10 protein-coding genes and 1 pseudogene are annotated in these 12,821 nt (G+C 56.8%); 6 read left to right on the forward strand and 5 right to left on the reverse strand.

All coding sequences use genetic code 11. The features are described from left to right. Window positions 1–123: 123 nt before the first annotated feature. A pseudogene (locus ACOTXT_RS17770) lies at window positions 124–627 on the forward strand (oligogalacturonate-specific porin KdgM family protein); the annotation flags it as partial. A gap of 8 nt (window positions 628–635) precedes the next feature. Here the strand turns inward: ACOTXT_RS17770 and ACOTXT_RS17775 are convergent. Continuing rightward, complete coding sequence (locus ACOTXT_RS17775) at window positions 636–1,295, reverse strand: MurR/RpiR family transcriptional regulator (protein WP_023293418.1); 660 nt, start codon at window positions 1,293–1,295, stop codon at window positions 636–638. A 179-nt stretch (window positions 1,296–1,474) separates the two neighbouring features. On the opposite strand from ACOTXT_RS17775, the gene ACOTXT_RS17780 reads away from it, so the two are divergent. The 5 genes from ACOTXT_RS17780 to nrdG all read left to right on the forward strand — a co-directional run bounded on the left by ACOTXT_RS17780 (window position 1,475) and on the right by nrdG (window position 9,132). Next, window positions 1,475–2,872: a PTS fructose transporter subunit IIC gene (locus tag ACOTXT_RS17780; protein WP_071787691.1), complete on the forward strand. Its 1,398-nt coding sequence runs from the start codon at window positions 1,475–1,477 to the stop codon at window positions 2,870–2,872. A gap of 10 nt (window positions 2,873–2,882) precedes the next feature. Beyond that, a complete protein-coding gene (locus ACOTXT_RS17785; protein WP_055322100.1) occupies window positions 2,883–5,480 on the forward strand; it encodes a glycoside hydrolase family 38 C-terminal domain-containing protein in 2,598 nt (865 codons plus the stop codon). Between the two features lies 1 nt (window position 5,481). Continuing rightward, a complete protein-coding gene (locus ACOTXT_RS17790; protein ID WP_032655196.1) occupies window positions 5,482–6,054 on the forward strand; it encodes a fructose PTS transporter subunit IIA in 573 nt (190 codons plus the stop codon). A gap of 369 nt (window positions 6,055–6,423) precedes the next feature. Continuing rightward, window positions 6,424–8,562 (forward strand): anaerobic ribonucleoside-triphosphate reductase, encoded by a 2,139-nt coding sequence (nrdD, locus tag ACOTXT_RS17795; protein WP_023293422.1) that lies wholly within the window; start codon window positions 6,424–6,426, stop codon window positions 8,560–8,562. Between the two features lie 105 nt (window positions 8,563–8,667). Continuing rightward, window positions 8,668–9,132 carry an anaerobic ribonucleoside-triphosphate reductase-activating protein gene (gene nrdG / locus ACOTXT_RS17800; protein WP_023326577.1) on the forward strand — a complete coding sequence of 155 codons (465 nt, stop codon included), beginning with the start codon at window positions 8,668–8,670 and terminating at the stop codon, window positions 9,130–9,132. A 3-nt stretch (window positions 9,133–9,135) separates the two neighbouring features. Here nrdG and ACOTXT_RS17805 read toward each other — a convergent pair whose 3' ends face one another. The 4 genes from ACOTXT_RS17805 to ACOTXT_RS17820 form a co-directional block, all read right to left on the reverse strand. Continuing rightward, entirely contained in the window at window positions 9,136–9,420 is a 285-nt protein-coding gene (locus tag ACOTXT_RS17805; RefSeq protein ID WP_008501399.1) for a type II toxin-antitoxin system RelE family toxin, read from the reverse strand. Then, window positions 9,410–9,652 (reverse strand): type II toxin-antitoxin system RelB/DinJ family antitoxin, encoded by a 243-nt coding sequence (locus ACOTXT_RS17810; protein ID WP_008501400.1) that lies wholly within the window; start codon window positions 9,650–9,652, stop codon window positions 9,410–9,412. The genes ACOTXT_RS17805 and ACOTXT_RS17810 overlap by 11 nt, the downstream gene beginning before the upstream one ends. A gap of 77 nt (window positions 9,653–9,729) precedes the next feature. Beyond that, window positions 9,730–11,640 (reverse strand): BglG family transcription antiterminator, encoded by a 1,911-nt coding sequence (locus ACOTXT_RS17815; RefSeq protein WP_023326576.1) that lies wholly within the window; start codon window positions 11,638–11,640, stop codon window positions 9,730–9,732. A 19-nt stretch (window positions 11,641–11,659) separates the two neighbouring features. Beyond that, on the reverse strand, window positions 11,660–12,796 hold the full coding sequence (locus ACOTXT_RS17820; protein WP_333165577.1) for a lactonase family protein: 1,137 nt from the start codon (window positions 12,794–12,796) through the stop codon (window positions 11,660–11,662). Window positions 12,797–12,821: the final 25 nt, after the last annotated feature.

The raw sequence follows: 12,821 nt of genomic DNA on the forward strand, positions 1-12,821 counted from the left end.
TCTGGCGGCGTTTACTGGAAAACTCACTGTCGGCAAAAGTCAGTTGCTGGCTCATCCGGTTACTCATTCTGGGTTCAGGTTACAACACGATGATCTCACATCTCGGACTTATTCGCACCTTCCTTAACGGAAGCAGCACAGGAGATTGAAACGCGCTGGCGCTTCGATCTGGGTAATGGCTTCGCCGTTGCGCCTGGCATGGTGACGGTTTTCACCGCCAGCAATACCCATTACCGCCCTTTTATTCAGGGCTGGAAAGCGTTCGATAACGGTCTGAACCTCTCCGCCCGTTACCGTTATAACACCGTTAATGACGCACACAGCGACAAAGAAGTAGACGGCAGCGGCTACACCCGCCGCCAGTCACACCAGTTCGACATTTGGTTCGCGTATAACATTGGCAAATTCGGTATGTCCTACAACCCGCGCTTCCGCTGGCAGGATGATGTCGATCAGGGAACCGGGGATGACACCTACTGGGAGCATACCGTTGCGTTCAACTACAAGCTCGACGATGGCTGGACGCCTTACGTCGAGCTGGTTTCACTGGATAAAACCTACATCACTGCCGATGGCAGTCATGAAAATGATTATGCCGTACGTCTGGGGATAGTGAAGCAACTCTGACGGTCTGACTACACCGTATCGTGCTGCAGCAGCCTGCAGCCGATACGGTCCACGGCGCTTAACAGTTCAAGCTGCCCTTCCCGCTGATACAGCGATACCGCGTTAATGTCGATCGGTAACGGCCAGCATAGCGATGAGATCGCCGCCAGTGTCGATCCCTCGCGGGTAATCGCAATAATCTTTAACCCTTTGCGCAACGCGTTACGCGCCATTTCAATCAGCGACTGCGTCTCCCCGGATTTACTGATCAGCACCAGCGTCCCCTTCGATACCCGTGTCAGTTGGTGCATATCATTCAAAATAAGGTGCGGCAGGCTCGCCAGCGATAAAAAGCGCGACAGGTAATTGAGGCTGGTGAGCGAGGCTCCCCGTGCGTACAGATAGATATGGCTGGAATGGGTAAGCAACCCGGACACCTCCGCCACAATATCGTCCGCCTGCGGCCCTACGTCAGGCTCTACGGGTGCGGGTGTAAAATGATCGCGCAAAAAACGATACCGAAGCTCGGTATAACTTTTATAGCCCATTTTTTTACACACACGATTAACGGAAGTTGTCGTCGTAAAGGTATCACGGGCAATCTCTTTTGCCGATATATTAGAAATATTACATGCGTGATGCTGAATGTATTCAAATATCAAACGTTCACTTCCCTGGAATGAATTCATAAATTACGCCCTGTTTAATCCCGGCATGATATTAACACAACGGGAAAATAGTCTCTGGAAGACGCTTCACACATTGCATTTACGCGTATCACGATACGTAATTAGTATTAGCAAACATTAAAAACCGGTTTAGGTTCTCTTTATACTTTCCCTGTTTTCACATCCAGGGAATTATGACAATGACGAAACAAAAAGTTGTCGCGGTAACAGCCTGCCCGACGGGCATTGCGCACACCTTTATGGCGGCGAATAAAATTATTGCATGGGCTAAAGCGCACAATATTGAGGTTAAGGTCGAAACGCAGGGCAGCGACGGCGTTAAAAACCGCTTAACGAAGCAGGACATCGCCTCCGCCACGGCCATTATTCTGGCAACCGACGTCCCCATTCAGGATGCCGAGCGCTTTGAAAACATTCCTCACCTTCAGACCCGTACGCAAGAGCTGATCAAGCATACCGATCGCTATCTGCGTCAGGCGCTGGCCATGGAAAAAAGCATCACCACTGTCGTACATGAAGACGATCTTCAGCGTTCGGCTTACCAGATTTTTATCGGCCATATCATGGCAGCCATCAGCTATATGCTGCCGGTGGTGGTCATGGGCGGGCTGATGATGGCGACGGCTAAAATTACCGGCCAGTTTATTAACATCGAACATTCGCCGTTCAGCGTGCTGGATAAAGTGGGCTTTATGACCATCAAGTTCATGTATCCGGTTTTCGCTATGTATCTGGCATTTTCCATTGCCGGCAAACCGGCGCTGATCCCCGGGCTTATCGGCGGCATCATGTCAGACGAGGTCTACAAGCGCTTCTTCGATATCGACGGCTTTATGCCGTCCGGCTTCTTTGGCGCGATTGGCATCGGCTTCTTTGTAGGCTATCTGGTGCGCTGGCTGAATGATTCCATTCACGTCCGCCAGCAGCTCACCACCATTAAGACCATGCTGATCGTCCCGCTGATCACCGGCATTACGCTGGTGATGGTCATGGAATACCTGATCAACCCGATTTTTGGCTCGCTTAACCAGCTGATGGTGGTCTTTTTTACCTCGGCAGGTGACACCGGGCGCGGATTCTATTCCGCGATGATCGCCGCGGGCACCGCGTTCGACCTGGGCGGTCCGGTCAACAAGGCGGCAGGCTCGGTCGCGCTCGGCCTGAATGGCATGAGCGAAACGTTTGATCTCACCGCCCGCGAACTCTCCATCGTGATCCCCTCTATTGGCGTCGGCTTTGCGGCGTTTCTCAACGGCCGCTTTGGACTACCGGATGTCTTCAGCCGGGAAGAGAAAACCGTCGGGAGTACCTCGTTGCTGCTGGGCGTGATTGGGATCTCCGAAGGCGCGATCCCGTTCATCCTGAAAAACCCACGTCTGATCCCGGTGTTCATGACCGGTGCCGTTGCCGGCGCGCTAATCGCCATTGCACTTGGCGTGAAGCAGACGCTGCCTCTGCCTGCCATCTGGGGCTGGCCGCTGGCAACCAATGTGGTGGGCTACCTGGCGAGCGTCTTTATTGGCGCACTGATTTGCGCCCTGGGCGTGCTCTATGTCAGCCCAAAGAACGCCAGGTAAGGGGAACGTCATGAATCAGATCCACGTCATTGCCCATACGCACTGGGATCAGGAGTGGTATTTCACCCGTCAGGACAGCATGGTGCTGGCATCCTATAACTTTGCGGATGTCATCGACACGCTGGAGCTGGAGCCCGCTTACAGCTGCTATCACCTTGACGGACAGATGGCGGTAGTGGAGGACTTTCTCGCCATCAATCCCGATTATCGCGCCAGGCTGGAAACCCTCGTCAAAGAGAAAAGAATCTTTGTGGGGCCATGGTATACCCAGACGGACACCTACAACGTGCATGGCGAATCCATTATTCGCAATCTCAAGTATGGCATTTTCGCCGCCCGCGCGCTGGGGCATGCTATGCAGGTCGGGTACCTTCCGGACACCTTTGGCCACAATGCTCAGATGCCCACCATTTTGCAGGGCTGCAATATCGACAATATCGTCTTCTGGCGCGGCATCGATCACGACAGACAAGCGAAAAGCAGCCAGTTCCTCTGGCGCGCGCCGTCTGGGGCGACCGTTATCGCCTGCGCGATGGCATTCGGTTATGGCGCAGCTAAAAACATGCGTTCAGACGCGAGCCATCTGCAGGGAAAAATCTTCCCGATGGTCAATCTCCTGCGTTCACGGGCCGGGATAAACGACCTGCTCCTCCCCTGCGGCGGCGATCAGGTCTGCATCGACCCGGCGCTGCCGGAAATTCTGCAGGTCGCCAGCGCACGCTCTCCCGATGGGGATCGATACGTTATCAGTTCGCTGGAGCGCTACGTCGACATTCTGCGCGCGCAGCGTGAACAGTTTGAAGGCTGGGAAGGGGAGCTGAAATCGCCGCGCTACACCCGCATCCATAAAACGATCGGCTCCGTGCGCTACGACATAAAAAAGAAAAATGATGAGGTGGAGCAGTTCATCCTGCGGCAGCTGGAGCCGACAATCGCTATGGCTCGCCATCAGGGGATTGCGGTCAACCTCTCTGTGGTCGATACGCTCTGGAAGAAGCTGTTGCGAAGCCATGCCCACGACTCTATCGGCGGCTGTAATAGCGATACCACCAACCGCGACATACTGCATCGGCTGGAGCAAACCGAACAGCTGTGCCACAGCCTGTGGAACCTGGTGGTAAAAACCCTGGCCGCCGCCTGCGCTCAGGAAAATGACCTGCTGATTTTCAACCCGCTGGGCACCCCAACGCAGCGCGTAGTGATAACCACCCTGTATAGCCGTGCTGATAATATCGCCCTGACATATCAGGGGCAGCCCATCTCTTTCGACGTCCTGAAAAGAGACATTCTGCCCGGCGGAACGGCGATCTCCCTTAGCGCTGAAGGCGAATGTGAAACGCCCCTTCCTCCCTATTATCGCTGGCACGTTGCTGTGAAGACACCGGTTCTGCCGCCGGTCGGCTATCTCAGCGTTAACGTTAACGATGACCCGGCGCCTTTCCAGCAGCAGGAACAGACAAAGGGCAGCGAGATAGAGAATGCGCATTATCGATTAACGCTGGACGCCGGAACGCTCACCCTGCACGACAAACGCAGCGGCAGATGCATTCCCTCTTTCTTTACTCTCGAAGACTGCGCGGATGCGGGCGACAGCTACGATTTCTCACCGCTTGCGGGCGACACGCCGACGCGGAGCGACCAGTTCACGCTCGTCGACTGCCTGAAAACGCCGCTTGTCGAAAAGCTGATCGTGGAAGCCACCCTGCATCTTCCGCCGGATCTCGCAGACCGTCAGGAAAATGCCCGAACGCCGTTATCCCTTCGTCTGGCGTGTGAATTACGCGATCACGATCCGAACCTGTATGTGGACAGCTCGCTGGAAAACAGCCACTGCGATCACCGGCTACGTTTGCTGATTAACAGCGATATTCACACCCGCCACGCAATCGCCTCGCAGCCCTTCGCGATCATCGAGCGCGAAACGGGGTGTCACGCTGAAGAGTGGCAGAAACGCTATCGCGAAATGCCCGTGGATATCGAAACCAGCGAGGGAATCATTGCAGTTGCGGAAGCGGGCAAAGCGCTGGTGGTGAACAGCCGCGGCATGAAGGAGTTTCAGATAATCGGCAGCGCGCCGGCTGCGATTGCCCTGACGCTGTTTAAATCCACGGGCGTACTGGGGCGCAGCGATCTCGACTGGCGACCGGGCCGGGCATCCGGCATCAATAATACGGTGGTCGAGACCCCCGATGCCCAGTTGCTGAAACCGTTGCGCTTCTCCTTCACCGTCGCGCTGGCCGACAACGCCGATCACCTCACGCTTCGCCAGCTGGAAAACCAGACAGCGGGACAGCCCTTCACCTATCAGCGGCAAACGCTGCATACGCTCGATCACCGCCTTGAGCGCTTTTCGTTGCGTCTGCCCGACCGCAGGCTTCCGGCAGAATTCTCATTATTGAACCTGCCGGAGCCGCTCATCCTCTCTGCCTTGCCCCATGCGCAGCAGTCGCAGGGTACGGTCGTTCGCGTGTTTAACGCCGGCACGGAGCCCGTTCCCGTCCCGGCAAGCCTGGAGGGGTTTCGTCAGATCAACTATCTGGAAGAGCCGGTGCAGCCGGTAACGGCTATTCCCCCTTTCGCGACCTGCGATTTTTTAATGGAGGCTTAATATGAACCTGCTTGCATTGACGCATCCCGATCTGGTTTTTATCAACCCGCCGCACCGTTCGCCTGAAGCGCTAATACGCTGGCTCGCCGAACCGCTCGCCAGGCAAAAAATCATCAGTGATGAAGAAACGTTCATCCAGAGCGTGTTACAACGCGAAAGTGAAGGTCCTACCGCGCTGGGTGAGGCGCTCGCCGTCCCGCACGGTAAAACCGAGGCGGTGCAGCAGGCGGCATTTTGTCTGGCGCTCTTTGACGACCCGATACGCTGGCCCGGGCTGGACGGTGACGAAGAGGTGAGAATGGTTTTCCTGCTCGCCATTCCGCCCGCGGAAGCAGGGAGTACCCATATGCAGCTGCTGACGACGCTGACCTGTTTATTGACGGAAGATCGGGTGCGTGAGCGACTGCTGGCGGCGCGCACCCGGGAAGAGGCGATGTCCGCGCTGAGTGCTGAAGAACCACAAAAACAGGACGATGCTCCTGAACGCTCCTTTCTCATCCCGGTGGTGCTGGGCAGTATCGCAACCGCAGCCTTTTTGCAGGCGGGACTGAGCTGGGTCTGCGGGGGGAGTTAAATGAACAGCGCTTAGCACACACCGTGCTGAGCGCTTGTTTTTGTTGAATAATCAATCAGATTTTTCTCGCCCGCCTTTACAATCGCTGAAGCGCCCGTCGTTTGTACTCTCGTCTTTTTACTTTGTTCTGCATCAAATAAATCGCAAACATGTTTGATGCAAATCACTATATGTAGCATTTAAAATGCACGCCGACCCAACATCTTGTATTTATCGTCTACTATTCCAACAACAAGACGGCGCTTACGCTGGCCGGAATTGTGGATAACACGAGCTGGGAACGCGGGAAGTCTTTGGCCTGGCGGGAAATGCGTCCGGTGAATACTTCTCCACCTCTGTGGATAACCTGTTTTTAAAAATGGAGTGATCATGACACCGCATGTGATGAAACGTGATGGCTGTAAAGTGCCGTTTAAATCAGAGCGCATCCAGGAAGCCATTCTGCGTGCAGCTAAAGCAGCGGGAGTCGATGACGCAGATTACTGCGCCACCGTCGCAGAAGTCGTTAGCAGCCAGATGACTGAACGCAGCCAGGTTGATATCAACGAGATCCAGACCGCGGTTGAGAACCAGCTCATGGCAGGGCCCTACAAGCAGCTGGCGCGCGCCTACATTGAGTACCGCCACGATCGCGACGTGCAGCGCGAGAAGCGCGGCCGTCTGAACCAGGAGATCCGTGGCCTGGTGGAGCAGACCAACTCCGCCCTGCTCAATGAAAACGCCAATAAAGACAGTAAAGTGATCCCCACCCAGCGCGACCTGCTGGCCGGTATCGTCGCCAAACACTATGCCCGTCAGCATCTGCTGCCGCGCGACGTGGTCTCGGCGCACGAGCGCGGCGAGATCCACTACCACGATCTCGACTATTCGCCGTTCTTCCCGATGTTCAACTGCATGCTGATCGATCTGAAAGGCATGCTGACCCACGGCTTTAAAATGGGTAACGCGGAGATTGAACCGCCTAAGTCGATCTCCACGGCTACCGCGGTCACGGCGCAGATCATCGCTCAGGTCGCCAGCCATATTTACGGCGGCACCACCATTAACCGCATTGACGAAGTGCTGGCCCCGTTCGTGACGGCGAGCTTCAACAAGCACCGTAAAACCGCCGAAGAGTGGCAGATTCCGGACGCGGACGGCTATGCGCATTCCCGTACCGAGAAAGAGTGCTACGACGCCTTCCAGTCGCTGGAATATGAGGTGAACACGCTGCACACCGCCAACGGCCAGACGCCGTTTGTAACCTTCGGCTTTGGGCTGGGCACCAGCTGGGAATCACGCCTGATCCAGCAGTCGATCCTGCGCAACCGTATTTCCGGCCTCGGCAAAAACCGTAAAACCGCCGTGTTCCCGAAACTGGTGTTCGCGATTCGCGACGGCCTGAACCACAAGTTTGGTGACCCGAACTACGACATCAAACAGCTGGCGCTGGAGTGCGCGAGCAAGCGCATGTACCCGGACATCCTGAACTACGATCAGGTCGTCAAAGTCACCGGTTCGTTTAAAACGCCAATGGGCTGCCGTAGCTTCCTCGGCGTGTACGAGGATGAAAACGGCGAGCAGATCCACGACGGGCGTAACAACCTGGGCGTGATCAGCCTCAACCTGCCGCGCATCGCGCTGGAGGCAAAAGGTAATGAAGCTGAATTCTGGAAACTGCTGGATGAGCGCCTGCAGCTGGCGCGTAAGGCGCTGATGACCCGCATTGCGCGCCTCGAAGGGGTCAAAGCCCGCGTGGCGCCGATCCTCTATATGGAAGGGGCCTGCGGCGTGCGCCTGAAGGCGGACGATGACGTATCCGAGATCTTCAAAAACGGCCGCGCGTCGATTTCGCTGGGCTATATCGGCATTCACGAAACCATCAACGCCCTGTTTGGCGACACGCACATGTACGACAGCGAAGCCCTGCGTGAGAAAGGCATCGCCATCGTTCAGCGCCTGCGCGACGCGGTAGACCAGTGGAAAGAGGAAACCGGCTACGGTTTCAGCCTGTACAGCACCCCAAGCGAGAACCTGTGCGACCGCTTCTGCCGCCTGGACACCGCCGAGTTCGGGATTGTGGAAGGCGTGACCGATAAAGGGTACTACACCAACAGCTTCCACCTCGACGTCGAGAAAAAGGTGAACCCGTACGACAAGATCGACTTCGAAGCGGCCTATCCGCCGATCGCCAGCGGCGGCTTCATCTGCTACGGCGAGTACCCGAACATTCAGCACAACCTGAAGGCGCTGGAGGACGTGTGGGACTATAGCTACCAGCACGTGCCGTATTACGGGACCAACACGCCAATTGATGAGTGTTACGAGTGCGGCTTCACCGGTGAGTTCGAGTGTACGAGCAAGGGCTTCACCTGCCCGAAATGCGGCAACCACGATGCGGCTCGCGTCTCCGTGACCCGTCGCGTATGCGGCTATCTCGGCAGCCCGGACGCCCGTCCGTTTAACGCTGGCAAACAGGAAGAAGTGAAGCGCCGCGTGAAGCATCTGGGAAATGGGCAGATCGGTTAATCCGCTGCCACGTTAATGCCCGGTGGCGCTGCGCTTACCGGGCCTACGGACCGCTCTCTTTTGTAGGCCGGGTAAGCGCAGCGCCACCCGGCGTGGTTATTCGCAATGAACTATCACCAGTACTACCCTGTCGACATCGTCAACGGCCCCGGCACCCGCTGCACCCTGTTTGTTTCAGGCTGCGTCCACGAATGCCCCGGCTGCTACAACAAAAGCACATGGCGACTCAATTCCGGCATGCCGTTCACCGCGGAGATGGAAGATAAAATCATCAACGACCTGAACGACACGCGCATCAAACGCCAGGGGATCTCGCTCTCCGGCGGCGATCCCCTGCACCCGCAAAACGTGCCGGATATGTTGAAGCTGGTGAAGCGCATTCGCGCAGAGTGTCCGGGAAAAGATATCTGGGTCTGGACGGGCTACAAGCTGGAAGAACTGAATGCGCAGCAAATGGAAGTCGTGGATCTGATTAACGTGCTGGTCGACGGCAAGTTCGTGCAGGATTTAAAAGACCCGGCGCTCATCTGGCGCGGCAGCAGCAACCAGGTTGTGCATCATTTGCGATGAACGCTAAAGCCGTTTATTTGCGTCGTGATAAGCGGCTGATTTCTCTCTTTTCCCAACGGCGATAACAAATACCGTTATAACGCTGTCCTGAACCTGATAAACCAGGCGATAGCCAGACGCCTTGAGTTTGATTTTGTAGCAATCAGGCAGATTATGCAGGCGGGCCGATTCGACCCGGGGATTTGCCAATACCCCGGCAAGTTTCTTCTTAAACTGGTTTTTGACCGTATCCCCCAGCTTGCTCCACTCCTTTAACGCCCTCGGGTCAAATTCCAGTTCATAAGTCATCCAGACTAACCTTTATTCCCTTTTGCGGATTAGCCAGTCGCTCCCGGACTGTCTGTATCAGCGCATCTTCGCTGTCGCTGATCGTGACCGTTTTCACCGGCATGCGCCCCGTTTCAGCAACGTACTGAAACAGCAATCGCACCGCTTCCGTTGGGGTAATATTGAGTTTTTCCAGCACGGCATAAGCCTCGTTTTTGAGTTTGTCATCCAGACGGACGTTTAGCGTGGCCATTATGCCTCCAGAAAAATCGAATGTGTAATGCAGTTTAGCATTACATTCGCATTACATCGAATTCTGGATAACGCCTCTCAAAAACGACTCAAACTCTCCATCGCCACCGCCTTAAACCCGGCGAAATCCTCGCAGCTACAGAGCCGTGACATCGCCCGCTCGCGCAGGAAAGTGACGAAAATATCGTAAATCGCCATCGCCTCTTCGTACTCGCTTTTGCTGATGGCGAGCAGGAAGATAACGTGCGCGGTTTCGTCGCCCCACTGCACGCCGTGCGGGGCGAGCACGGTGTAGACCACCGTTTTCTGCGCCAGCAGGCCGAGGGAGTGCGGCAGCGCGATGCCGTCGCCGAGCATGGTGCTGACAATAGCTTCACGCTCAACAACCGAATCCAGAAACTCCGCGCCGACAAAGCCTTCGGCCTCAAGCTGTTCACACAGCTCGCGGAAGAGCGTCTGCTGATCGATAGGCTTGTCGATAATGCGGAAATGGGCCGCGTCGAAGTATTTATCCAGCATCCACGGACGGGTGCGGTCCACCAGCACCAGTTTGCCAATCTGCTCTAACTGGTAGTCGGTCGGGAACGGGGCGATCATCACCACCGGTTTCGACTTTTCGCTGACGCGGGCGGTCGCGATCACAAAGTCTTCGCTAATGGTTTCCGCCAGCTCGTACTCGCGCAGGGTGAGCGTGCGCGTCACCTCAATCTGCGGGTATTTACGCTGCAGTACCGCCTCAATCATGCGCACCATGGCATTACCGGCGTCGCACACTAGCAGCACGCGCGGCTGACGCTGGTAGCCGATGTTGTAGTGGCGCTCAAGCCCGACGCCAATATGCAGCACCAGGAAGCCAATCTCGTTTTCGCTGATCACATACGGCGTGTATTTGCCCCAGCTCGACACCGCAGCCAGCGTCATGTCCCACGCCATCGGGTAGTGCTGCTTGATGTTATCCAGCAGCGGATTGGGGATCATGATTTGATACCGCACGCGGGTGATCATGGTTTTAATGTGCGTGAGCAGGTCCGCGTGCAGCTGCGCGTCGCTGAGCAGGTTGTAGTTATAGTGAGTGTTGATATAGCGCAGGATGTAGTTGACCAGCGCCTCGTCGTCGTCAGCGTTAATGGCGCTGGGCGCGATCTCCTGAATCTGCCGCGCCGCAATGTGCACGCACAGCCAGCTCTCCTCCGACGGCGAAAGCGCCTTGCCCGCCAGCTGCTGGAGGGTGACCGCGATATCCTTCGCCGCCTCGCGCACGTTCTCTTCCACGTCTTCGGCATGGAATTCCGGCAGCGGGTAACCTTCGCTGATGCGACGTACCGACACCGCGCAGTACAGGCGCAGGAACAGCTCGCCTTCATCGGTCAGGCGAATGTGGTGACGGGTCAAGGCGTCGTGCAGCACCGGCACCATCTGCTCCGCCACGCCCGCATTCAGCGCCACGTCGGTCACCAGCGGGTTCAGGCTGTCCTGCTGCGCCAGCTCCCAGAGCAGATCGGTCAGGCAGGCGCGGGTCGACATCTCGCTGCCAAACAGCTTCATGCCGTGGCGCGGACGGGTTTCCAGCGTCAGGTTGTAGCGATGAAACCACTCGCGCACCTCCGCCATATCGCTTTGCAGCGTGGCGCGGCTGACGAACCACTCGTCCGCCAGATCCTCCAGCTTAAGCGAAAACGCCGAGGTCAGAAAACGCACCACCAGATAATGCACGCGCTCCGGCCCGGTCCGCGGGATACGCAGCGCGCGCGGGTGGGATGCCTGAAGCTGCTGATAGCGCTCGGCATCCTCAATTTTGAGCTGGTAGCCGTTGCCCCGGCTCAGGATGAACTGCGCGCCGTGGCTGGCCAGCAGCGCGTTCAGGGCGGTGATGTCCGCACGGACGGTTCGCGTGGAGACCGACAGCCGCTGCGCCAGCTCGTCCTGCGGCAGCGTCTCGTTTTGCAACAGGTCGAAAAGTTGCGCCAAACGTTGGTTCGGAAATCGCACGTCGTTGTCCTCTTACGGCTTAAGGTGAAATGACCATCTGGGATGGGCTGCCGACCGGGGTATAGTCTGGCTCAAAGCTCAATTTCCCGTCCTGCGCCACGCGGAAGCGGGTAATGTTGTCGCTGCGCTGGTTCATGACGTACAGCCAGCGCCCCTGCTTATCGAGCGTCAGGGTGCGCGGGTAGTCACCGCGCGTCCACACATCGTCCTGATGCGTCAGCGTGCCCTCCGCCGTTACGGTAAAGTGCCCGATGCTGTTATGCAAACGGTTAGCCACATACAGCTGCTTACCGTCGGCGCTTAATGCGAGCCCGGCAGCAAAGCTGGTGCCTTTGTAACCTTCCGGCAGGGCAGAAACCGTTTTACCCTCTTTCAGGGTGCCGTTGGTATTCACGGTATACCGGGTGAGCGTAGACGCCTCTTCGTTAATCAGCCACAGGGCATCGCCCTTCGGCGTAAAGACAAAGTGGCGCGGCCCGGCGCCTTTCGAGGAGGCGCTGATAAACGGCGGATCGTTCGGCGTCAGCTTTCCTGTCCGATCGTCAAAGCGGTATTGGTAGATGCGATCCAGCCCAAGATCGGTGGAAAAAACGTATTTCCCGCTCGGATCGGCGGCGATCATATGCGCATGGGGGCCGTTATGATCGCTGATCGCGAAGCTGCCCTCGACGGCAGCTTCCGGCTTCGCCGCGCCCGGTTCGCCTTGATCCTGATGTGTGTCCGTGGCGTCACCCAGGCTGCCGTCTGCGTTAACGGGTAAAACGGCAATGGAGCCGCTGAAATAGTTCGCCACCAGCAAATGCTGGCCGTTCGGCGTCAGGGAGAGATACACAGGCCCGGCACCGCCGGAGGCCACCTGACTGAGCTCGCTCAGCTCACCGTTATCGCCGACGCGCAGCGCCTGCACCACGCCCTGCTCCACTTCGCTTGCCAGATACAGCGTTTTGCCATCCTGTGAAAGGGTCAACTGCGCCGCATTCGGCAGTTTGCTTACCCGCGTTTTATCGTTCAGCGCGCCGGTTTGCGGGTTAACAGTAAAACGGTACAGCCCTTCACCGTTTGGATTATAGGTACCCACCCAGGCGTATTGCGTCTGGGCGACAGCGGCGGTGGCGAACATTGAGAGTGAAGCGACAAGCAAGGTACGGGTGTGCATGGTGGCTCCTGTATAGGTGTGAGTT

This window comes from Enterobacter cloacae complex sp. IR5422, from assembly GCF_049238165.1.
GTDB classification, from domain to species: Bacteria; Pseudomonadota; Gammaproteobacteria; order Enterobacterales; family Enterobacteriaceae; genus Enterobacter; species Enterobacter roggenkampii.